This window comes from uncultured Dysosmobacter sp. (genome assembly GCF_947631165.1).
Lineage (GTDB): Bacteria > Bacillota > Clostridia > Oscillospirales > Oscillospiraceae > Oscillibacter.
Map to the genome: position 1 here is coordinate 64528 of NZ_CANRKH010000006.1, position 20278 is coordinate 84805.

Consider the following 20278-nt stretch of genomic DNA (forward strand, 5'->3'; position numbering starts at 1 on the left):
TTATTGTAGCGCGGCGCTTGCATTTTGGGAAATGCCGATTTAAAATAAGGATATAAGCAGTGCAAATACCTGGAGAGGAGCAAGGCATTGAATATCCTGCAGATCCAATATCTGCTGGCCGTGGCGGAATGCGGCAGCATTTCAAAAGCCGCTGAGAGCCTGTTCGTCTCTCAGCCTGCGGTCTCCCTGCAGATGAAAAAACTGGAGAGCGAGCTGGGCTGTTCACTACTGTTCCGGACGGCCCAGGGCGTTTCCCTGACGCCCGAGGGCGAGGCGTTCCGGGAGGGTGCCAGACCGGTTCTGGAAGCGTGGGAACAGTTGGAGGCCGTCAGCGCCTGTCTGGCCAAAGAAAAGCGGGAGCGGCTCACCATCCATTTGGGACCCCGCGTGTTTTCCAACGGACTGTTTCCCAAGATCGTGGCCTTTTTTGAGCAGCATCCCGATATAACGGCGGCTTTTACCGTGGCGGGCGGCGGAAATTTTTTGGAGGATCTGCGGACCGGCGCCATCGACGTGGCGCTGAACTATGTATCCTCCTATTTGAAGGACCTTTCCGGTGCGCCGCGTTTTTTTCAATGCGAACTGATCCAAGAGCCGCAGTGTATTTTGACCGGCCTGGACAGCGCTCTGGCGCAACAGGAGCGGGTTTCTTTTGATATCCTGCGGGACCACACGCTGATCGCGGCGCCGGAGGCGTCTCTGGAATCAACCGTGCTGGACAGGATCCTCCAGGACCACGGTATCACGCCCGGCAGGATGTATCGTCTGGACGGCGTCGACACCTCCATGGAGATGGTCCGCGCCGGAACGGGGATCGTACTGGGGCCAGCATCCTTCGCGGATCACTACGGGGTCCGGGCGGTGCCGCTGTATCCGCCGTTTGCGGAGAGCCTCAGCTTCGTCTGCCTGCGGGAGAACAAGGACCGCGCCGGATTGAAGGCTTTTCGGGAGTATCTGATGAAGATGTGTCAGGAAACAGAAGTTTATTTACAGATTAGTGGTTGAAGCGCTGTACTATTTCGAGTATAATATTCAATGACCTGTAAAAAGGGAGGTTCCGTCTGTGCACAAAAGTCTGCCCCGTCCCACTGAGCGCGTTGAGCGCCGGATCTCTGCCGCTACCAGTATCTCCATGTGTGTGCTGACGGTGCTGGCCCAGATCGCCACCACGCTGCTGCTGACCTACTTCCTGCGGGAAAAGGCCAGCTACTGCTATGCCGTATTGGAATGCATCGGCGCCATCATGGCCATCCGGGTATATCTGCGGTCCGGAAGTCCCAGCTATAAGCTGGCTTGGATGTGCCTGCTGCTGGCGCTGCCGGTGTCCGGCATGATCCTGTTCTGCCTGTGGGGCGGCACTTATCAGGCCAAGAGCCTGAGTTTGAAGGCCGTGCCGCCGGTGCCTATGCGGGAGAGCCAGCGAATGGCCAGTGAGAACAACCTGGTGCGCCTGCGCCGCCAGTCCCCGTCCTGGGGGCGGCTGGCCACCTATCTGCAAAAACGGGGCTTTTGCCTGTACCGCAGCACAAAGGCCCAATATTTTGGAGACGGCGCCGCCTTTTTCGAGGACCTGATCGCCCACCTGGAACGGGCGGAGACCTATATCTTCCTGGAGTACTACATTCTGGCAGAGGGCCGGATATGGGACCGTATGTTCCATATTCTGCGGCAGCGGGCCGCCGAGGGCGTGGAGGTCCATATCATCTTTGACGACTTCGGCAACCTGACCCGCCTGTCCGACGATACCCTGCAGGCCATCCAGCGGGCGGGCATCGAGGTGGAGGTGTTCAATCCGGTACACCGTTATGTAAACCGAATCTACTTCAACTACCGGGACCACCGGAAGATCGCTGTGATCGACGGGCAGTACGCCTATACCGGCGGGATCAACATCGGCGACGAATACGCCAACCTGATCGAGCGCTTCGGCCACTGGAAGGACAGCGCCGTCCGCATCGAGGGGGAAGGCGTGTGGGGCTTTGCCGTGCAGTTCATCCAGATGTGGAAAATGATGGGGCGGACGTTGGCCAACGAGGACGATTTCTACCGTCCACGCCACGAGGCCGCGGAGGCCGTTGGCTTTTGCCAGCCCTTCACCGACGGCCCATTGAACAACCCGGACAATCCCATTGAAGAGACCTATCTCCAATTGATCTCCTCCGCTCAGCGGATGTTGTATATCACTACGCCCTATTACGCTGTGGAGGAATCTATGCAGAAGGCACTGTGCATCGCGGCGGACGCTGGCGTCGATGTGCGGCTGATGATCCCGGCCATCCCGGACCACAAGCTGACCTATATGGTGGCGGAGACCTATTGGGGTGAGCTGCTGCGCCACGGCGTGAAGATCTACAAATATGCCCCCGGCTTCATCCATTCCAAAAGCGTGATGGTGGACCGGGAGGTGGCTCTGGTGGGCAGCACCAATATGGACTACCGTACCTTCCAGCTCCATTATGAGTGCGGCGTACTGCTATATCACATGCCCGCAGTGGAGGAGCTGCTGGAGGACATGGACACGGTCATGGAACAAAGCGTTCTGTATACGCTGGAGGAGTGGAAGCAGAGATCCTGGTTCCGCCGGGTATTTGCGTCCATTTTGAAGCTGGGAGCCATTTGGCTGTAACGCATCGGGGGCCTCTTTGGGCGCCTTGTTTTGGGAGGTTTCTATGTCCCGCGAATTGACGCCGCAGGAGACCGCTGAGCGCAGTCTCATCAAAACATATCGAAAAGCTATCTGGAATCCCTTTATCGCTGCTGTGAAGCGGTATGAATTGATTTCTCCGGAGGATCATATCGCCGTTTGCATCTCCGGCGGCAAGGACTCCATGATACTGGCCAAGCTGATGCAGGAGCTGCAGCGGCATACAGACCAGCCCTTTGCGCTGACTTTCCTGGTGATGGATCCCGGCTACGCGCCGGCAAACCGGCGGCTGATCGAGGAGAACGCCGCTCTGCTGGGAATTCCCATCACCGTGTTTGAAAGCGACATTTTCGATGTCACCGTCCAGGTGGACAAAAATCCCTGCTATCTCTGCGCCCGAATGCGCCGGGGCTGCCTGTACGCCAAGGCCAGGGAACTGGGCTGCAACAAGATCGCCCTGGGCCACCACTTTTCTGATGTGGTGGAGACTACATTGCTGGGCCTGTTTTACGGCGCACAGGTCCAGGCCATGCCGCCTAAGCTCCGCAGCAAAAATTTCCCTGGCATGGAGCTGATCCGTCCGCTGTACTGTGTCCATGAGGACGCTATCATCGCCTGGAAGAATTATAATGGCCTGCGCTTTCTTCAGTGCGCCTGCCGGTTCACCGAGGCGCGGGATGCCTCCGGCGACGGCGTGGGAGAGAGCAAACGGCAGGAGATCAAGATGCTGCTTCGGGAACTGAAGCGTACGAATCCCAATATTGAAAAGAGTATTTTCCGGGCCATCCACGGTGTCCAATTGGATACATTTCCAGGCTTCAAATACCATGGAAAGGCCCATTCATTTTTAGAGTTTTACGACGGCGGCGTTTTGGCAGAACTGCCGGGAGAGGAGTCTTTGTGATGAATTATTTCCGATGTGAAAATCCGGACTGCGGCTTTGTGGCCGAAAAGGAGCCGGATGTGTGCCCCCGCTGCGGCGGCACCTTTTTCCAGACGCTGGACGAGGATGAGCTGACAGCCGGCGACTGGGTCACTTTGGGAAATTGCGCCGTTGACGAAAAACGGCAGACGGATGCCTTGGCCTGCTACCAGAGGGCGGCCGCCATGGACGACGTGCTGGGCCTGACCAACCTGGGCTGGTGCCTGGAGGCGGGCGTGGGTGTGCCGGCGGACCCCAAGCAGGCGGTGCTGCTGTACGCGCAGGCGGCAGCGCGGGAGTATATGCCCGCCCTGACCAATCTGGGCTATTGCTACGCCTACGGCATCGGCGTGGACAAGGACGAGGCGAAAGCGCTTGAGTGCTTCCGGAAAGGAGCGGAGAACGGCTTCCCCCGGGCGCAGTTTCTGCTGGCCGAGGCCTATTGCCGGGGGGCCGGTGTGGAGCAGAACGACAGTGAGGCTGTGAAGTGGTATCAGTCCGCTGCCTGGCTGGGATATCCCAGCGCCCAGACGGAGCTGGGCCGCTGCCTGGAATTCGGCACCGGCGTGGCGGAGGATATGGAGCAGGCAATCAAATGGTATACCGCTGCGGCGGACCAGGGCCACGCGCCTGGCCAGTGCTGCCTGGGCTTCTGCTATGAGGCGGGCCGGGGCGTGGAGCAGAGCTGGGAAGAGGCTGTCAAGTGGTATCGTGCTTCCGCTGAGCAGGGTTATCCCCGCGCCCAGTGCAATCTGGCCTGGTGCTGTGAGCACGGTAAGGGCACGGAGCAGGACTATTCCGAGGCTGTTCGGCTGTATCAGGCCGCGGCTGACCAGGGCTATCCCCGAGGTCAGCTGTGCATGGGCTTTTGCTGTGAGCGGGGCCGGGGCGTTCCGGCAGACAAAGGCAAGGCGGCAGAGTGGTATCGCAAGGCCGCTGAGCAGGGCGACGAGGACGGCGCCTGCTGCCTGGGCTATCTCTATGAGATCGGCGAGGGCGTGGAGCAGAGCTGGGAGCAGGCTGTGGCGTGGTACCGCACGTCGGCGGAGCTGGGCCTGCCCCGGGGCCAGTGCAACCTGGCCTGGTGCTATGAAAACGGCAAGGGCGTGGAAAAGGATCTGGCGGAAGCCCTGTCCTGGTATCGCAAGGCGGCGGACCAGGGAAATGAGCGGGGACTTTTCAGCGTGGCCCGGGCCTATGACTACGGTTTGGGCGTGGCTCAGGATGCGGCAGAGGCCGCGCGGTGGTATCAGAAGGCGGTAGACGCTGGCTCCGTGCCTGCCATGTGCGATCTGGGTGTCTGTTATGAGCGGGGCGAGGGCGTGGAGCAGGACTTCGCCAAGGCGGCCGAGCTGTATCGCCGCTCTGCCGAGGGCGGCAACGCCCCGGGCCAGTGCAACCTGGGCTATCTCTATGAGATCGGCCGGGGTGTGGAGCAGAGCTGGGAGGAAGCAGTGAAGTGGTACAGCGCCGCCGCACAGCAGGGCTTTCCTCGTGCCCAGTGCAATCTGGCCTGGTGCTATGAATACGGCAAGGGCGTAGTGGAAAACCTGAAACGGGCGGTCCACTGGTACCGCAAGGCGGCAGATCAGGGGGACCCTCGGGGCATGTTCTGCATGGGCGTGTGCTGCAAGCGCGGCCGGGGCGTGGAGCAGGACTTGGCTGAGGCGGTCCAGTGGTATGAAAAGGCTGCTGCCACCGGCTATGCCGCCGCTCAGTGCAATCTGGGCGTTTGTTATGAGCATGGCGAGGGTGTGGCAGAGGATATGAAAAAAGCCGCAGAGCTGTATCGCAAAGCGGCGGAGCAGGGGGACGCGGCGGGCCAGTGCAATCTGGGATATCTGTACGAATCTGGCCGTGGCGTGGAACAGAACTGGACAGAGGCTGCCAAGTGGTATGAGAAAGCTGCCAAGACAGGCTATCCTCGGGCTATGTGCAATTTTGGCGTGTGCTGTGAATTTGGACATGGAGTCGTAAAGGATACATTTAAAGCTGCAGAGCTGTATCGCAGGGCGGCAGAGCAGGGAGACCGGGTGGCTGCCTGTAACTTGGGTTACTTATATGAGACCGGCGTAGGCGTGGCCCAGAGCTGGGATCATGCGGTGAAGTGGTATCAGCGGGCTGTAGAGCAAGAGCTGCCCCGTGCCCAGTACAACCTGGCCTGGTGCTATGAAAACGGCAAGGGTGTGGCCCGCAGTGTGGAGAAAGCGTTGGAGCTGTACCGTGCTGCGGCGGCCCAGAACTATGAGGATGCCGGAAAGATCGTGGAGCGTTTGGAAAAGGAAAAAGACCGGCCGCAGAGCGCCCCGGCGGAGAAGAAGCCGGAGAAAAAGGGAGGCTTTTTGAAGGGCCTGTTTGGCGGGAAAAAAGATCGCTGAAAAGAGGAAAAAATTGAAATTCCCTATTGACAAAAATCCGCTTTTCAGTATAATAGTATCTGTTCGCTGCGGCGGACGGATATAGCGGGTTTGTGTAAAGGTAGCACAGCAGACTCTGACTCTGTATGTGAGGGTTCGAATCCTTCACCCGCTGCCAAGTAAAAAACCTCGGAACTGCAATGGTTCCGAGGTTTTTTTGTTGTGTGTCAAGGGATTGCGGGACTTACTGACTGTTCCCTGTCAAATCAGAAAGCAACAGCTAGACACAGAAAAATCAAAAGAACAGCGTAAAAGTGCTAACTAAAATGCTAATCGGCAGGCTCCTTTTTTCTGTTTTCCTTTTCAGGTTTCCCATAGAACTTGCCAATAGCATTTTGATAGCGGGTGATGTCGCTCTGTGCGATATGCGTGTAGATTTTGTGCATGGTGCCGGAATCGGACCAGCCGCCGATCTCCTTGGCAATCAGTTCCGGGATCTGAAGGTGATAGGCAAGGCTCGCAAAGCTGTGCCGCAGGCCATGAGGCCCCAGAGAGGGCAGGCCATTTTCCTCACAGATTTTATGGATCGCGGTCCGCAGGCTGTTTTGGCTGATATCCAGCACCGGCCCCTGCGGCTTCCGGTCCCGTTCCAGCGCCGCTGATAGCTCCGGAATAAGAATAGGGACATTGCGGGAGGATGTCAAGTTTTTATTCTGGTTCTTTCTCTGGTATTTGTTATGCTCGTCAAGAACGACTGCGCCGGACACCCGGATGAAATCTGGTTTAGGCGGGATATTTTCCCACCGCAGAGCGTGGATCTCCGAGATCCGCAGCGAGGAGAGCGCAAGAAGTGCCGGGACGGCATACCGGGTATCCTTTACTGCTTGCACAAACTGTTTGATTTGCGGAGGCGTGAGAAACGGTTTGTCCGGGACGATTTCACCGGGGAGCGTCACATCGGGCAGCTTAGAGCCTGTGGCAGCCAGTACTACGCTGCGGACAAAGCCAAAGGCGTTTTTCAGCGTTTTGGGGGCGCACAGCGCGGCTTCAGCGTTGACAATGCCCTGCCACTCCTCTGGGGCTATCTGGTCCAGCCTGCGGGGCATAGTGACCTGGAAACGGTGCTTCTGCACGGAGCGGTAGCCCCGGATCGTAAGAGGGGAGAGGGTGTTCGAGCGGTCTGCAATATAGGCGTCAATTGCCTCTGTCAGCGTAGGCGCTGGCGGGGCTTTCGGCTCTTGGGCTAATCGCTTTCCCGCTTTGTATTCCGCTTTGATCGCACGGGCCGCTCTAACGCAGGCGGCTTTGTCCCAATCCGTAACGGGGATGCTTTCGCCATTCAGGCGGAGCTGGATGAACCACTTTCCGGAGGAAAGCCTGCGCGGTTCAGGTATCTTCATGCTTATGACCATTCCTTTCCGCTGCGTTGCAAGGCAGCAAAGGGAAATGCCCCTCTTTTTCTCCTATAGTCTTGCCATTTCCGCCCAATTATGCTATGCTCTTTGCAAGGCGCTGCCGGTATGCAGCGGTCAGCCCTCCCATCGGAGGGCAGCTTCGCCCTCCGTTTTATCGAAAGGAGGGCTGCCCATGGTTACATATTCGGACCTTATCCAGGTCGGCATATTGATCGTTGGTATTTTGGGCCTGTATTTTCAGGCAAAAAAGAAGTGACCGCTTCCGTCCGACCAAGACAAGCGATCACTTCAAACGTCTCGTGAGGGCTGACCGATAATGTGTATCGGCAGCGCCCCTTTCTAGCTTCAGTATAACCGCTCATTTGGGGACTGTCAAGTATTTTCAGGCAAAAAAGAAGTGACCGCCGGCTCCCTGACAAGAACGGCGATCACTTCAAACGTATACTAAGGGCTGACCGATAATGTGTATCGGCAGCGCCCCTCTCTAGCTTCAGTATAACCGCCAAACTTCAAGTTGTCAAGTGCCGCCCCGGGGATTCCCCGGGGATTTTTTGTGCCCGAATCGGGCACATTTTTATTTATCCGCCTGACTGGGAATCACTTGTTGATTTCCGGATTATCTGTCCGACCCAGAAGATAGTCCACGGAACAGTTCAGATAGTCGGCAATGCGAGCAAGACTATACGAGGACATCCCTTTTTTGTCATTGATTTGTCGAATCGCATTGACGCCTAAATCGCAGTTAATAAGTAAGGTTTCCATGTTTATCTTTTGTGACTTACACAGTTCTTTTATGCGATTTTTCGTTTCTTGCGCATTGTACATAAAGGAACACCTCATTTTGTGCAAACATACAAATCAACGAAATATCGTTGAAAAACGTTTGACATCAACGAAATATCGTTGTAGTCTATAACCACAAGCTAACAAACCTCCAGGAAACAAACGACAAGTAATCCTAAAACAACTGAATACCAGATGTGATACCCGTATGGCGGGGAAGCAGGCATTTGCGTGCCAAGCCATATGTAAAAGCCGCCAAGGCCGAACCGGGTACAGGGGCGGAATTCACAACAACTGGGAAAACTGCATCACTGCGCTTTCTTCAGCTCGGCTACTTCCAGGGACAGGGCCTTGATGACGGATTTCATAAAGATCATCTCGTCCTCCAGCGCCTCCACACGGTTCTTGGGAGCCAGGGTTTCCAGGATGGTCTTCTGGCCCTCGGCCAGCGCCTGGAGCTGGGAAAAGACCTGGTTTTCCAAAGTCAGGTTGATGTTGCGCAGCTCATCGCCCTGCCGCTCCAGCAGCTCGCTGTGCTTTTCCAGCAATTTCCCTTGATTCTCCAGCAGGGATAAAATCTTTTCTTCGTTGGTCATGTTGAATCTCCTATGTAATGTTTTGGTGGTACCATTTCATTAATTAGGACTTTTATCGCCGATCATCGGCAAGTTCTTTCAAGAGCAAGCCGGTTGCTATGGCATCGCTTTCAGCTCGGTGAGCATCAGGATTCAAGATTCCATACCATCCGCACAGCGTTGTTAATTTGTAATCCTCTATTCCATCAGACTCAGGATCGGTGTAATAGTAGTCCAACTCTTTATCATATTTCTTTCTGGCCTTTTTTATGGTTTTTCTCGCAATATCCAGTGTATCATAATATTTTCGTTTTGTTTTGGTAACATCTGCCCCGTAACGGATGATGAATGAAAGATCGAAGGGCAAATTATGTCCCACAAGATTGTCGTTGCCGATAAAATCCACAAGAGCCAGGGCTATTTGTTGGAAACAAGGTTGTCCGGCAACCATTTCATCGGTGATATGATTAATCTCTGTTGCTTCTGGCGGAATTGGTTTTTTTGTAGATAGGAGCATCGATACCTTTTCCACAGGAACATAGTTGCGGAATCTAACAGCGGCAATATCAATGATTTCACAGGAAACAGGGCGCAGTCCCGTGGTTTCTGTATCAATCACCACAAAATTTCCAAGTTTATCACGAGGTGTTTTTTTAGTGATTGTTGAGTAAGTAATTGGCGCTTGATCCTTAACCAGTATTTTAGGGGCTAGGACTGGTGAAATACCAATAGAAATATGCTTGATATTAGCAACCATCTCATCAAATTGGCGTTCTTCCTCTTCCAGCCTCCGCAGATACGCTTCCCTTTCCAGCCGCCTTTTCAGTTCAAGTTCTTCTTCAATACGCTTTTTTTCAGCCGCTTCTTCTGCCAACCGGCGTTCCTCTGCTATGCACTTTTCTTCTGCAACAGCCTTTACACAATCTAGGCAGAGGCCCTCCTTGGAGATTCTGAGAAAAAAGCCACGTTTTCCACACCTTACACATTTTCCCATATGCTCCCCCACCTGTGCCCGAATCGGACATAAGTACTTTCAACTCAGTCTATGTTTCTGTTTTCTCCGAAAAAGATTCTGCCGCTTCTTAAAATCTTTTTGTACCCACATTTCAGAGCAAATTCTTTGTCTGGGTGTATACAGGTTCGTGCATTGCTGCATTCAAGGTAGCGACTACAGCAATCGTATTCTTTGGGGATTCTGTCAATGATCCCTTGCAACATGTCTTGAAGCATGATTGTGTAGGTTTTGATATTTTGAGATGGCCAAATTTTAACTTTAGTGTAGTCACTTTTTTTATTTGCAACCATACTAGAGTAATTGGGAAGGAGTAGTGCCGTTGGAACTGATAGCGTAGGTGTTGGTGAGACAGATATCCGAACAACGACAGATGATGCATTAAACATAACAGAGTAATAGCTTTTTCTTGGTTTCAGTGATAAGTATGATTCATTCAAGCCATTTTTATATAATGTTTTTATGAGGTCTTCTTTGATAGATTTATACATCTGTTCTTCTTGAGATATTAGGATAGACATCTGATCCATTAGAGCAATACCTCCCCTTATGCGTCCAGCATTTTAAAAAATGCGGCTTCGGATAAAATGCGGATATCAATGCCTTTCAGTGCCATCGCTTCCGCGATTCTCCAGCAGGGATAAGATCTTTTTCTTCGTTGGTCATATGTAGTACCTTTCAATCAGTAATGCCCGCCTTAGCATCATCAACGGCATCCCAAAAGTCTGTTTCATTGACAATAATAATATTCGAGCCATCTTTTCGTAATTGCATGGCTTCTTCAATTTTACGACCATAGCAGGCATAGGCCCAACAAGGATTGCCAGCATTTCCGACGACTAGATAATTCGTCTTTGTTGAGACACCAGAGCGAATTTTGCCGCCAAGTTCTTTAACAACATTCCCCATTTCACTGCGAGTAGCCCGATAGGATTCACCTGTGAAGCAGAAAGTCATATCATTAAAGGTTATTTCGGGACATATGGCACAAATCCCACTAATGCTATATTTTTTCTGGAGATCAGTAAAGTCCTTCTCCTTTAGGTGAAGTGAAGATGTAAAGTCGATGATATTTGCAAAGAATGCCATTAACTGATTACGCTCATCAAAAGTGATTTTTTTATCTTCTAGTACAGAGTATAGTAAACTATTGATCTCATCAAAGGGGTAGGTTCCTGCTAAAAAATTATTAGTATCAATCCATGACTTTAGTGTTGATATCTCTTTATCGCTCAGATCTCCGTCAGCCATAATGCCGTATACCAAGCCAGAAAGAAACTGGATTGAGGAGGTCATAAGATCGTAGTAGGAACTATTGTCAACAAAATTGTTGCATAGCCATAATATGTCTTTGGATTCATCATCAGTGATTATACCATCAGAACAAGCTTTCTCAACAACAGGTAGTATTTCCGAAAAGGGGTGGCGGTCTCTTAAAGGTGAGTGAAGTTCGCACCAATGTACTAACTCTTCAATTTCTTTACTGTCGACTTTGGTATCGGAATTGATCCCAGCTACTAATCCCCGGAGTGTGTTGATTGCTTTGTGGAGTTCTGCTGGTTTTGTAAAGGCTTGATAGTCCGAAAGAGCGCCAGTCATGATAAGCCCTCCCACCTGTGCCCGAATCGGGCACATTTTTTATTTTTTGCCCCAGCTGAGGGGCGTGATCACATTGCCTTGTCTTTTGACACGAGGGGCTCTTCGGGAAGGCCCAGGACACGGCGGACGGCGGCCTGCAGCTCCGGGGTAGCCCGGTCATAGGCCAGGGCCGTTTCCTCCGCTGAGCGGCTGAATTTGGGCTGCGTTTCTTGCACAGTTTCCGGCAGAACCTCGCCCGTAAATTGTTTGATGTAGACCTCGCCCAGCAATTCTGACGTGGTGACTCCCAGATACGCCGCCAGCATCTGGACTTTCTCAACGGAGGGTGTGCGGCCCCGGTTGATGTCCCCAATGAAGCTTTTCCCCACGCCGCTCTCAATGCAGGCGGCAGTCGGCAGCAGGTTTCTGATTTTGCAGATTGATTTGATGTTTTGCACAAGTTTTCGTCTATCCAATGGTATCATATCCTCTCAAATATTGTGCATTAAGTCAAATATTCTGAAATTGCCATAAAATATATTGACATTCTGAAATTGCGGAATTATATTTATAACCACAAGGCAAACAGCTTAAAAGAAACAAACCAGACAGAAAGGAGTTGCTTTCATGGAGAGATGTGTACATATCTCTATCGACACTGCGAAATTGGATATTGCTATCAAAAAAGCTGAACAGCTTGTTGAAATTCTGCGGGAAGCACAAAAGCTTATCCGTTCCGCTGAAGGACGGTCAAAAGCCTAAACTTCTTTTCCACTATTTACAAATACAGCTACAAGTTAAATATACCATAAGGGAACAGGTGTTTCAAGAGAAAAAGAAAGGAAGTGATTTTATGACCAGGATCAAGCAACTGCGGGAGGCCGCCGGCATGAAGCAGTATGAGCTGGCGGCCAGGGCGGGCGTGAAAGGCTCCTCCGTTTTCAAGTGGGAACACGGCATGAGCTTCCCCACCGCTGAAAACTTGATGGTGCTGGCCGACATCTTCGGCGTCAGCACGGATTACATCCTGGGCCGGGAGCCGGTCCAGGACGGACAGAATACCGCATGAGAGGAGGCGCAACAATGTGTGAGACATGGAGAGACTTGGACCTGCGGTCCCGAAGCGTGTACGGCCCCTACGATGAGGAGCTGATCTGCCTGAAGCAGGTCTCAAAGTCGGATGCCAAGTACGTCCGGTATGAGGTGGGACGGCTGGAGACCGAGGAGGGCGTGACCTGGTTTCGTGGGAACGCCGGAAGCTGCCTGCGGCTGGCTGACATCCGCAGGAAAAACACCGTGACGTGGGCAAGACTGCCCCAAAAGTGAGAGAGGAGGATGCATATGCCAAAAGTCAAGTTAGGTAAGAGTGTTTTTAATCCTGTGAGGCAGCGGGAGATTTTTAATCTGTACGTAAAAATCGGGATGCTGCGCAAGGGGATCAAGACGCAGGGACAGCTGGCGGCCCGGATGAGTATGGACCGGTCTGTCATCAACAAGCGGATCAACCAGGGGGGCTGGAAGTATGAGGAACTGTGCCGGCTGATTCGGCTGCTGGAGCTGAGCGCGGAAGAAGTTGCACAGATGATGGGTGCGGCCGAGCGGGCCACGGAAGTGGCCTCTTGAGTACCACCATATCACAAAGAAGGAGGGATCACCATGCCGGAAAACGGCACAAATATCTATCAAAAGGCCCGAAAAGAGGCCCGTCTGACCCAGGAACAGGCCGCCGAGCGGCTGTACGTGTCGGAGAAGACTGTGAAGGCCTGGGAGCGGGGGGAACGGATACCGGACAATGAGACGGTGGGGCGGATGGCGGAGGCCTATGGCACGCCCTGGCTGCTGTTGGAGCGTGCCTTTGAAACGCTGTCGCAGCTTGGGATCCTGCCGGGCGGCATCCACGCCCAGTGCTTACAGGGTGCGGTGCTGTCCTACCTGGACCTCTGCAACCAGCAGCTCGACGGGTACCGCAGGCTGATCCAGATCACCGCAGACGGCCGCATTGATGAGACGGAACAGGCGGACTTCGAGGTCATCAAGTCGGTCATCCTGCAAAACGTCGTGGCCGGCCTTCAGGTCGCGCTGTATCAGCAAAAAGAACCGCCGGACATAAAAAGAGGCCGCTCCGTGGCTGGCACCACGAAGCGGCAGGTGTTCCGAGACTTGCGTCACAGGAACGATAGCAAAATTATTATACCACATCGCGGCCAGATTGCAAGTCCTAATTTTGCCAGGGGAGGAGGCGTCTCCCCATGAGCGGCTGGGCTTTGTTTTTTGTGACCGTGGGCGTGGCGGCTGCCGTGCGGCAGCTGTTCCGCCTGGTGGATATCATCGAGAGAGGGTGAGTGGATGGGCGAGAGCATGATCCGCGGGAGACGAAAAAACTTCACGACGATCTACAATTCTGTGCTGCAGGACCGCCGGTTGACCCTGAAAACCATTGGCCTGTTTGCCATTATGCAGTCGTTCCCCGATGACTGGGAGTACAGCATCAGCGGCCTCGCAGCCCGGGCCGGGATCGGCCGGGACAGCATCCGAAAATGCCTGAAGGAGCTGGAAGACGCGGGCTATCTTCTGCGGGAGCAAGGCCATCAGGACAACGGCAAATTTGCCTGCAACACCTATGTTTTGCAGGATGAAGCGCCACCGTGTACTGAAAAACCGTATACGGTGAAACCGTCGACGGCAAAACCGTTGACGGAAAATCGACCACAAGTAAATAAACACTTCAGTAAAGAAACAAGTAGTAAGCCCCCTATATCCCCCCAGGGGGAGGATACGTGGGAACTGTTTGAGGAGTTTTACAAAGCCTATCCCCGGCACCAGAAAAAGCCCCAGGCCAAAAAGGCATGGGACAAACTGGCCCCGGATCTGGCGCTTTACCGAAAGATGGCGGCGGCCCTGGAGCAGTTTAAAGCCTCCCGGCAGTGGTGCAAGGACCAGGGGCAGTACATACCGCTCCCTGCTTCCTGGCTCAATGGCCGCTGCTGGGAGGACGACCCAGGTCCCATGTACAAGCCTTCTCAGCCCCCGCCGGTACCGGCGGAGGATGAACAGGGGGGGCGGTACCTGTGAGCGAGGTCAAAACGGACGCCGTCCTGTCCCAAAACCTGCTGACGGCGCAGGTGGCCGTGCTGGGAGCCATGATGCTGGAGGAGGACTGCGTGGGCTATGTGCTGAGCCACGTCAGCGCCAGGGACTTCCTTGACCGCCAGTATCGGACCATTTTCCAGACCATTCAAGCCTTGTTCCGAGCCGGTCTGCCTACGTCCGCCATCGCCGTGCGGGAGAAGCTGGGCGGCGGACCGTCTGGGAGCTGGAGCCAGCGGCTGACGGAAATCGTGACGGAAGTTGCGGATCTGACGCCCACGGCAGCCAATGTGGAGGGCTATGTCCATCTGCTCCGGGAGTCCTCCACGCTGTACCAGCTCCAGGAGCTGGGCGGCATCCTGCAGGGGGCCGGAGACATGGCAGAGGCTCGGGCGGCCTTGGATAAGGCCATGCAGCTGGTGGTGGGGCAGCCAGACATTCACGCCATCACCTTTGCCCAGGGCTATGAGCAGTTCTTCGACCGCCACAGCGGCGACCACGCGGTGGAGTTTCTGGACTGGGCCATTTTACAGCTCAACAAGGTCCTGCAGATGGAACTGGGCAATATCGCCATCATTGGGGCCTATCCCGGCGACGGCAAGACGGCCCTGGCATTGCAGTGCGCGGCCCGGTTCGGCCAGAAACACAAAGTTGGCTATTTCAGCTTTGAGTCCAGGAGCGAGCGGCTGTATGACCGGCAGGTGTCCCGCGGAGCGCTGATCGACGCCGGGAAGATCAATTCCAATCAGCTGACCGAAGAGGACTTCCAGGAGATCCTCGCTTTGAAGCAGACCCTGGCAGGCCCGGATGTGACACTGATCGACGCTGTGGGCATGACGGCCCTGGATATCGTTGCGTACAGTCAGGCCAAGCACTACGACGTGATCTTCGTGGACTACCTCCAGCAGGTGGAGCAATCCGCGGGACCGCTGTTGAGTGATTTCGCTCGGGTCTCCCAAGTGTCCCGGGCGCTTCAAAAGTTCGCCGTGCGGACCAATACAGCGGTGATCTCCCTGTCCCAGCTGGCCCGGCCGGACAAGATCAAGGTCCGCTACAAGGATGAGGATGGCAATACCCTGGTTCGGAGCATCACACCGCCGCCCACCATGAGTGACCTGCGCTCTTCCGGTCAGATCGAGCAGGACGCGGACATCATCCTGCTGATGTGGCGGGAGGACTACGACCTGAAAAACTCGCCCCGCGTGATCCAAGTAGCCAAAAACCGGAACGGCGAGGCCCTGGACAAGGTACGCTGCCGCTTCGACGGCGAACACCAGACTTTCAGCCGCATTGAGCCGAGAGTTCCGCCCCGTGCAAAGCCGGAGTCTCTACAGCAGTGCTTTTGGGGCGACGGCAGCGACTGGCGGGAGCTGGCGGCAGAGACCAAGACGCCCTTTCCGGACGACCGGAAGGAGGCGCAGTCATGACCCTGGGCCAGATGGAGACCAGAGCAGTCACCTTTGCCAGCAGCTACGGCGACCACAGCGGCGTGTTTCTGGCGGGCAAATGCGTTTATATCCATCCGGAGGGCCGGTTTTACACGCTGGAGTTTACCAGCCCGGTGACCGGGGAGAAATTCCGGGAGAGCTACTATTTTGAGGACCGGGCGTGAGGCCCGGAGAGAGAGGATGCGAAAACATGCGGACGATAGCGATCATGAACAACAAGGGCGGCGTCGGCAAGACCGTCACCGCCATCAATCTGGCGGACATCCTGGTCCGCGACTACAAAAAACGGGTCGTCCTGGCGGACTGCGACGGGCAGATGAACCTGACGAAATTCTACCTGCCGGACTTCGACCCGGAGATCAACTACAGCATGGAGAGCCTGCTGGTGGGCGACGGGGAGCCGGTATGGTGCGACAATCTGACGCCGCTTTCCCCCGGCCTGGATCTGATCCCCGGCTCCTCGGGCCTGTACTCCCTGGACGTGTCAGCCGTCAAGGACGGGCTGTCCTTTCCGGAGCGGCTGCGGCAATTCTGCCAGGCGGCGCGGGACGACGGCGAGACAGACTTTTTCATTTTTGACTGCCCGCCGGGCTTCACGGTGTCCTCCACTGCCGCCCTGATGGCGGCGGACGAGGTGGTGATCCCCATGCTGGTGGATGGCTTCTCCGTTACCGGCATGGACGATATGGCGGCCCAGATCCGCAGCATGCGGCAGGCCAGCAGCCGGATCCGGATCGCCGGTGTGCTGCTGACCCAGTGGCGCAACACGGATGTGGCGCGGGAGGGGGAAGCGCTGGTCCGCTCCATTGGCGTCCCCGTATTCCGTCAGGTGATCCGGCGGACGGAGAAGGTGGCGGAGAGCACCTTTGCCCGGCAGCCTCTTCGCCAGTACAGCCCCGGCAGCGCCGCGGCGCGGGATTACCGGGCATGGGTCCGGGAATTGCTTGGGGAGGTGTGAGCATGAGCAAGTTTGACATGGGCGAGTTCGCCAGGACGCTCCGGCGGACGGATGTGCCCGATTCGGGCACCGGCCTGCGGGAGCAGATCGAGTACATCGACATCGGCCTTTTGGGCGCAGATCCAAAAAATTTTTACTCCTTGAGCGGTGTGAGTGAGCTGGCGGACAATATCCAGATGTGCGGACTGCAGCAGCCGATTCGTGTCCGAGAAACTGGCGGCGGACGGTATGTGATCGTGAGCGGGCATCGCCGGCGGGCTGCTCTCCAACGGCTGGTGGAGGAGGGCTTTGCGCTGTATAGCCAGGTTCCCTGCATCGTGGAGCGTGACGAAGTTTCCCCGGCCATGCAGGAACTCCGTCTGATCATGGCAAACAGCGACTCCCGCAAGCTGACCCCGGCAGACCTGAGCCGCCAGATGGATCGTGTGGAAGACCTGTTGCGTCAGCTTCAGGCCGAGGGGTACGAATTCCCCGGCAGGATGCGCCCCTATGTCGCGCAGCTCTGTAAAATCAGCGATACAAAAGCCTCTAATCTCTCCGCCATCAAAAACGGCCTGAAGGTGCCCGGATTGATCCAGAAATGGGAGTGCGGCGAAATTTCGGAGGCTGCGGCGCTGGAGATCTCCAGGATGGACATGGACACACAGTACCGCCTGCTGGATTGGATGCGTGTTCCTGGCCGTTCTTATTCCATCAAGGAGGTCCGGAAATTCCGGACGATCTGGACATGCGCTGAGCGCAAGTGTCCAGAGACAGCCGGACTCTGTGAGAATGCGGAGGAGATGTATCGGGTGTGTTATCATGCTGGGACTTGGAACTGCGCTGGATGCTGCAAGCGATGCTTGCGGCGCGGGACTTGTGAGGCAGTTTGCCGGTATGCGCCGCCGCTTAAGATCGAGGAGGATGCGCCGCAACGCCCATCGACCGCCTATGAAGCGCCAGAATCTGACACGGCCCCGGCTGGTCAGCTCTGTATTTCCGGATGGCTGCCCTGCGGGACCAATCCGGGGCCGGAGCCGGGACTGTGCGCGGCCCTGATGGATCTGGGCAAGCCGGATCTCCACGCCAAGGTGCTGTGGTGGGACGGCGCAAAATGGCTCTTCAAGAAAAACGGCCCGGAGGCGGGGCTGCTCCCCGTATGGTGGATGCGGCTGCCGGAACCGCCGGCGAAAGGAGAGAAATCATGCTGAAGATCATCATTGGAAGCGGAAAAGAGGACACCGTGGAGTTTGCCGGCAGTGGCGCGGAGCTGTTCCATTCCATCAGTGTCGCGATCCTGTCTCTCAGAAAAGCCCTTGCAGCCAGCGACCAGCGGGCGGCCGCGGGGTTCCGGATAACGCTGCAGCGGGCGATCCGGGATCCGGATTTCTGGAGCCTCGACCTGGGCGCAGACGGCTTTATCAGCATCATTCAGCCCAACGGCGGCAAAGGCGGCCGGTCATGACGCGGAATCAGCGGAAGCGGCGCCGGGCAGAGCTCGCCCGGCTGCTGCTGGCCCTCGTGGCCGCGGCGGGCTTGATCCTATACATCATCGCGGCGCGGTAGCGCCGGAAAGGAACCTTTTATGCTTGATTACAAAGCGCGGTTTGTAAATCAGTCCCTGAGCCGCTGTGTGGCAGCCATGATCCCGGAGGTGGCGCGGCTGGAGTACCGCATCCAGGACCTGGACGAGGCAGTGCTCATCCGCCTGCAAAACGGCGAGACCCGGCAGGTGGACGTGACCGGCCTGGACCTCCAGCAGACCACCCAGGCCGTGCTGGAACGGCTGGAGGAGTGCGCCTGATGCCGCTGCCAAAGCCGCCCTGTACACGGAGCTGTCCCAAGCGCTGCGCCGTCCCCAACTGTCACGATCCGGCGCTCTGCGGGGACTGGGCGGCCTATCAGGAGGAACTGGAGGTATACAAAAGCGCTGAGAAAAAACGCAAAGAGGAAGAAAACGACTATCAGGAGACCAGGAGGAAAACGACATGAAGGACGATTTGGTTTTGCTCAAGATCATCATTGCGGCGAATGCTTTTTGTGCGGTTTTATTGGGAATCATTCCTATTTTGTTCTTTCGCGCCCATGATGTCCGGGCCTGGTATGTGCTGGTTGTAGCGGCCTTGGCGATGGCCTCTGCGGCTATTGGCGGATCGTACGCACACCAGGAGAAAGGAAATTGATATGGAACGGCTGACATCAGTTTGGGCGGCATTGACCACCTTTAGGATGAGAGATTGATGGAAAACAAAGCATTTTGTATGGACTGCATGGAGGCCATGCGGGATATGCCAGACGGTGCCTTTGACCTGGCTGTGGTGGACCCTCCATACTTTTCTGGACCTAATAAGCGAAAGTTTTATGGGTCAAAGAAAAGTGTTGGGCCTCGTGTGATATATGATTCAATCGACGTGTGGGAGACACCAGACCCAGAGTATTTCAAGGAGCTTTTCCGAGTTTCCAAGCAGCAAATTATATGGGGGTGCAATTATTACGCATACCCGCTTGGCCCAGGTCGAATTATTTGGGACAAGTGTAATGGAGCGAGCTCCTTCAGTGACTGTGAAATTGCTTATTGCAGTACACACGATAGCGTAAGACTTTTCCGTTACATGTGGAATGGGATGTGCCAGGGGATACCGGGTAACGGAACGAAGATGCAGGGTAACAAAGCTCTAAATGAAAAGCGCATCCACCCAACGCAAAAGCCTGTGGCGCTTTACTCCTGGATCTTTTCCCACTACGCCAAAACAGGGGACCGTATCCTGGACACCCATTTAGGAAGCGGAAGCAGCCGCATAGCAGCATATGACGCCGGATTGGATTTCGTTGGGTACGAAATAGACAAGCATTATTTTGATAAGCAGGAAGAACGCTTTGCGGCCTATACCGCGCAGTGCAGTCTTTTTTGAAAACCGTTATAGGAGACCCTGGGGAAAGGGGCATGAAGGAAAATTGATATGGAAAGATTGACATTTGACGGAAACTTTTGCGATATTGCCTGCTGTACCGAACAGCGAGGCGGGGAACACTGCCCGGATAGGTATTGTTCTCAGCGGCGGGTGTGGGAGCGGTTAAAAGCTTATGAAGACACCGGCCTGGAGCCGGAGGATATTAAATCGCTTGAAGCAGAATGGTGCGTATGCAAGCAGTTGGTCGAGGAATACAGAGCTATCGGCACCATCGACCACCTTCGCGAGCTGGTGCAGGCCGAGAAGGACGGGCTACTGGTGATGCTGCCGTGCAAGGTGGGAGATACAGTCTACTACAATCTCTGCGGGTGGACTCATGAGGCAGGGGTCAGAACCTTTTTCTGCGGACATCCATCCCATAAATCCGAGCCTGTCAATATCGTGATGATACGGACAACCGAATGTGATCTTGATATGAGAAAGTTTGGAAAAACCGTCTTCCTGACCCGTGAGGAAGCCGAGGCGGCGCTGGAGGCGCAGAAAGGCGGTGGTGGTGCGTGACGCTCCAACAATGCACTCGGGCGGATCTCCTGTTTGTGATTGATCGG

General features: G+C 55.2%; 26 protein-coding genes and 1 tRNA gene. 21 read left to right on the top strand and 6 right to left on the bottom strand.

Going from position 1 to position 20278, the window contains the following annotated elements; translation table 11 throughout:
• The first annotated feature begins 87 nt into the window (after positions 1–87).
• From Q0Z69_RS04800 to Q0Z69_RS04820, 5 genes are all read left to right on the top strand, one after another.
• A complete protein-coding gene (locus Q0Z69_RS04800) occupies positions 88–1005 on the top strand; it encodes a LysR family transcriptional regulator (RefSeq protein WP_298030186.1) in 918 nt (305 codons plus the stop codon).
• A gap of 58 nt (positions 1006–1063) precedes the next feature.
• A complete protein-coding gene (cls, locus tag Q0Z69_RS04805; RefSeq protein WP_298030188.1) occupies positions 1064–2626 on the top strand; it encodes a cardiolipin synthase in 1563 nt (520 codons plus the stop codon).
• A 43-nt stretch (positions 2627–2669) separates the two neighbouring features.
• Entirely contained in the window at positions 2670–3548 is an 879-nt protein-coding gene (locus Q0Z69_RS04810; protein WP_298030191.1) for an ATP-binding protein, read from the top strand.
• Positions 3548–5944 (top strand): SEL1-like repeat protein, encoded by a 2397-nt coding sequence (locus Q0Z69_RS04815; protein WP_298030194.1) that lies wholly within the window; start codon positions 3548–3550, stop codon positions 5942–5944. Before Q0Z69_RS04810 ends, Q0Z69_RS04815 begins: the two co-directional genes overlap by 1 nt.
• Positions 5945–6027: 83 nt before the next feature.
• Positions 6028–6101 (top strand) — tRNA-Gln (locus Q0Z69_RS04820).
• A gap of 151 nt (positions 6102–6252) precedes the next feature.
• On the opposite strand, the gene Q0Z69_RS04825 is transcribed toward Q0Z69_RS04820, so the two are convergent.
• The 6 genes from Q0Z69_RS04825 to Q0Z69_RS04850 all read right to left on the bottom strand — a co-directional run bounded on the left by Q0Z69_RS04825 (position 6253) and on the right by Q0Z69_RS04850 (position 11762).
• On the bottom strand, positions 6253–7323 hold the full coding sequence (locus tag Q0Z69_RS04825) for a site-specific integrase (protein ID WP_298030198.1): 1071 nt from the start codon (positions 7321–7323) through the stop codon (positions 6253–6255).
• Between the two features lie 1106 nt (positions 7324–8429).
• Positions 8430–8717 carry a hypothetical protein gene (locus Q0Z69_RS04830; protein ID WP_298030202.1) on the bottom strand — a complete coding sequence of 96 codons (288 nt, stop codon included), beginning with the start codon at positions 8715–8717 and terminating at the stop codon, positions 8430–8432.
• A gap of 52 nt (positions 8718–8769) precedes the next feature.
• A complete protein-coding gene (locus Q0Z69_RS04835) occupies positions 8770–9690 on the bottom strand; it encodes a PolC-type DNA polymerase III (RefSeq protein ID WP_298030205.1) in 921 nt (306 codons plus the stop codon).
• A gap of 44 nt (positions 9691–9734) precedes the next feature.
• Positions 9735–10238 carry a hypothetical protein gene (locus Q0Z69_RS04840; RefSeq protein WP_298030206.1) on the bottom strand — a complete coding sequence of 168 codons (504 nt, stop codon included), beginning with the start codon at positions 10236–10238 and terminating at the stop codon, positions 9735–9737.
• Positions 10239–10386: 148 nt separating this feature from the next.
• Positions 10387–11307 (bottom strand): BRCT domain-containing protein, encoded by a 921-nt coding sequence (locus Q0Z69_RS04845; protein WP_298030209.1) that lies wholly within the window; start codon positions 11305–11307, stop codon positions 10387–10389.
• A gap of 68 nt (positions 11308–11375) precedes the next feature.
• A complete protein-coding gene (locus Q0Z69_RS04850; protein WP_298030212.1) occupies positions 11376–11762 on the bottom strand; it encodes a hypothetical protein in 387 nt (128 codons plus the stop codon).
• Between the two features lie 151 nt (positions 11763–11913).
• Between Q0Z69_RS04850 and Q0Z69_RS04855 the strand changes: the two genes are divergently transcribed.
• From Q0Z69_RS04855 to Q0Z69_RS04930, 16 genes are all read left to right on the top strand, one after another.
• The gene (locus Q0Z69_RS04855) at positions 11914–12048 is read left to right on the top strand and encodes a hypothetical protein (protein WP_298030215.1); all 135 of its coding nucleotides are present in this window, start codon (positions 11914–11916) and stop codon (positions 12046–12048) included.
• 91 nt (positions 12049–12139) lie between these two features.
• Entirely contained in the window at positions 12140–12355 is a 216-nt protein-coding gene (locus Q0Z69_RS04860; protein ID WP_298030218.1) for a helix-turn-helix domain-containing protein, read from the top strand.
• Positions 12356–12369: 14 nt separating this feature from the next.
• A complete protein-coding gene (locus Q0Z69_RS04865) occupies positions 12370–12612 on the top strand; it encodes a hypothetical protein (protein ID WP_298030220.1) in 243 nt (80 codons plus the stop codon).
• A gap of 15 nt (positions 12613–12627) precedes the next feature.
• Entirely contained in the window at positions 12628–12909 is a 282-nt protein-coding gene (locus Q0Z69_RS04870) for a hypothetical protein (RefSeq protein ID WP_298030223.1), read from the top strand.
• Between the two features lie 33 nt (positions 12910–12942).
• On the top strand, positions 12943–13539 hold the full coding sequence (locus tag Q0Z69_RS04875; RefSeq protein ID WP_298030226.1) for a helix-turn-helix transcriptional regulator: 597 nt from the start codon (positions 12943–12945) through the stop codon (positions 13537–13539).
• A 93-nt stretch (positions 13540–13632) separates the two neighbouring features.
• On the top strand, positions 13633–14358 hold the full coding sequence (locus Q0Z69_RS04880) for a helix-turn-helix domain-containing protein (RefSeq protein WP_298030229.1): 726 nt from the start codon (positions 13633–13635) through the stop codon (positions 14356–14358).
• A complete protein-coding gene (locus tag Q0Z69_RS04885; RefSeq protein WP_298030231.1) occupies positions 14355–15800 on the top strand; it encodes a replicative DNA helicase in 1446 nt (481 codons plus the stop codon). Before Q0Z69_RS04880 ends, Q0Z69_RS04885 begins: the two co-directional genes overlap by 4 nt.
• Positions 15797–15985: a hypothetical protein gene (locus tag Q0Z69_RS04890; RefSeq protein ID WP_298030234.1), complete on the top strand. Its 189-nt coding sequence runs from the start codon at positions 15797–15799 to the stop codon at positions 15983–15985. The genes Q0Z69_RS04885 and Q0Z69_RS04890 overlap by 4 nt, the downstream gene beginning before the upstream one ends.
• A gap of 26 nt (positions 15986–16011) precedes the next feature.
• Positions 16012–16779, top strand: a complete 768-nt coding sequence (locus Q0Z69_RS04895) for a ParA family protein (RefSeq protein ID WP_298030237.1) — start codon at positions 16012–16014, stop codon at positions 16777–16779.
• 2 nt (positions 16780–16781) lie between these two features.
• Positions 16782–17969 carry a ParB/RepB/Spo0J family partition protein gene (locus tag Q0Z69_RS04900; protein WP_298030239.1) on the top strand — a complete coding sequence of 396 codons (1188 nt, stop codon included), beginning with the start codon at positions 16782–16784 and terminating at the stop codon, positions 17967–17969.
• Positions 17963–18223 carry a hypothetical protein gene (locus tag Q0Z69_RS04905; protein WP_298030240.1) on the top strand — a complete coding sequence of 87 codons (261 nt, stop codon included), beginning with the start codon at positions 17963–17965 and terminating at the stop codon, positions 18221–18223. The genes Q0Z69_RS04900 and Q0Z69_RS04905 overlap by 7 nt, the downstream gene beginning before the upstream one ends.
• A 120-nt stretch (positions 18224–18343) precedes the next feature.
• Complete coding sequence (locus tag Q0Z69_RS04910) at positions 18344–18562, top strand: hypothetical protein (RefSeq protein ID WP_298030242.1); 219 nt, start codon at positions 18344–18346, stop codon at positions 18560–18562.
• Positions 18562–18750, top strand: coding sequence for a hypothetical protein (locus Q0Z69_RS04915; RefSeq protein WP_298030245.1), 189 nt, complete (start codon positions 18562–18564; stop codon positions 18748–18750). Before Q0Z69_RS04910 ends, Q0Z69_RS04915 begins: the two co-directional genes overlap by 1 nt.
• The gene (locus Q0Z69_RS04920) at positions 18747–18941 is read left to right on the top strand and encodes a hypothetical protein (RefSeq protein WP_298030248.1); all 195 of its coding nucleotides are present in this window, start codon (positions 18747–18749) and stop codon (positions 18939–18941) included. Before Q0Z69_RS04915 ends, Q0Z69_RS04920 begins: the two co-directional genes overlap by 4 nt.
• 57 nt (positions 18942–18998) lie before the next feature.
• The gene (locus tag Q0Z69_RS04925) at positions 18999–19670 is read left to right on the top strand and encodes a DNA methyltransferase (protein ID WP_298030250.1); all 672 of its coding nucleotides are present in this window, start codon (positions 18999–19001) and stop codon (positions 19668–19670) included.
• Positions 19671–19718: 48 nt separating this feature from the next.
• Positions 19719–20231: a hypothetical protein gene (locus tag Q0Z69_RS04930; RefSeq protein ID WP_298030252.1), complete on the top strand. Its 513-nt coding sequence runs from the start codon at positions 19719–19721 to the stop codon at positions 20229–20231.
• Positions 20232–20278: the final 47 nt, after the last annotated feature.

Excerpts from the sequence above, each read along its gene's own strand:
- Q0Z69_RS04810 (WP_298030191.1), top strand. The coding sequence starts at position 2,670 with ATGTCCCGCGAATTGACGCCGCAGGAGACCGCTGAGCGCAGTCTCATC.
- Q0Z69_RS04815 (WP_298030194.1), top strand. The coding sequence starts at position 3,548 with ATGAATTATTTCCGATGTGAAAATCCGGACTGCGGCTTTGTGGCCGAA.
- Q0Z69_RS04825 (WP_298030198.1), bottom strand. The coding sequence starts at position 7,323 with ATGAAGATACCTGAACCGCGCAGGCTTTCCTCCGGAAAGTGGTTCATC.
- Q0Z69_RS04830 (WP_298030202.1), bottom strand. The coding sequence starts at position 8,717 with ATGACCAACGAAGAAAAGATTTTATCCCTGCTGGAGAATCAAGGGAAA.
- Q0Z69_RS04835 (WP_298030205.1), bottom strand. The coding sequence starts at position 9,690 with ATGGGAAAATGTGTAAGGTGTGGAAAACGTGGCTTTTTTCTCAGAATC.
- Q0Z69_RS04840 (WP_298030206.1), bottom strand. The coding sequence starts at position 10,238 with ATGGATCAGATGTCTATCCTAATATCTCAAGAAGAACAGATGTATAAA.
- Q0Z69_RS04845 (WP_298030209.1), bottom strand. The coding sequence starts at position 11,307 with ATGACTGGCGCTCTTTCGGACTATCAAGCCTTTACAAAACCAGCAGAA.
- Q0Z69_RS04855 (WP_298030215.1), top strand. The coding sequence starts at position 11,914 with ATGGAGAGATGTGTACATATCTCTATCGACACTGCGAAATTGGATATT.
- Q0Z69_RS04860 (WP_298030218.1), top strand. The coding sequence starts at position 12,140 with ATGACCAGGATCAAGCAACTGCGGGAGGCCGCCGGCATGAAGCAGTAT.
- Q0Z69_RS04865 (WP_298030220.1), top strand. The coding sequence starts at position 12,370 with ATGTGTGAGACATGGAGAGACTTGGACCTGCGGTCCCGAAGCGTGTAC.
- Q0Z69_RS04870 (WP_298030223.1), top strand. The coding sequence starts at position 12,628 with ATGCCAAAAGTCAAGTTAGGTAAGAGTGTTTTTAATCCTGTGAGGCAG.
- Q0Z69_RS04875 (WP_298030226.1), top strand. The coding sequence starts at position 12,943 with ATGCCGGAAAACGGCACAAATATCTATCAAAAGGCCCGAAAAGAGGCC.
- Q0Z69_RS04880 (WP_298030229.1), top strand. The coding sequence starts at position 13,633 with ATGGGCGAGAGCATGATCCGCGGGAGACGAAAAAACTTCACGACGATC.
- Q0Z69_RS04890 (WP_298030234.1), top strand. The coding sequence starts at position 15,797 with ATGACCCTGGGCCAGATGGAGACCAGAGCAGTCACCTTTGCCAGCAGC.
- Q0Z69_RS04895 (WP_298030237.1), top strand. The coding sequence starts at position 16,012 with ATGCGGACGATAGCGATCATGAACAACAAGGGCGGCGTCGGCAAGACC.
- Q0Z69_RS04900 (WP_298030239.1), top strand. The coding sequence starts at position 16,782 with ATGAGCAAGTTTGACATGGGCGAGTTCGCCAGGACGCTCCGGCGGACG.
- Q0Z69_RS04905 (WP_298030240.1), top strand. The coding sequence starts at position 17,963 with ATGCTGAAGATCATCATTGGAAGCGGAAAAGAGGACACCGTGGAGTTT.
- Q0Z69_RS04910 (WP_298030242.1), top strand. The coding sequence starts at position 18,344 with ATGCTTGATTACAAAGCGCGGTTTGTAAATCAGTCCCTGAGCCGCTGT.
- Q0Z69_RS04915 (WP_298030245.1), top strand. The coding sequence starts at position 18,562 with ATGCCGCTGCCAAAGCCGCCCTGTACACGGAGCTGTCCCAAGCGCTGC.
- Q0Z69_RS04920 (WP_298030248.1), top strand. The coding sequence starts at position 18,747 with ATGAAGGACGATTTGGTTTTGCTCAAGATCATCATTGCGGCGAATGCT.
- Q0Z69_RS04925 (WP_298030250.1), top strand. The coding sequence starts at position 18,999 with ATGGAAAACAAAGCATTTTGTATGGACTGCATGGAGGCCATGCGGGAT.
- Q0Z69_RS04930 (WP_298030252.1), top strand. The coding sequence starts at position 19,719 with ATGGAAAGATTGACATTTGACGGAAACTTTTGCGATATTGCCTGCTGT.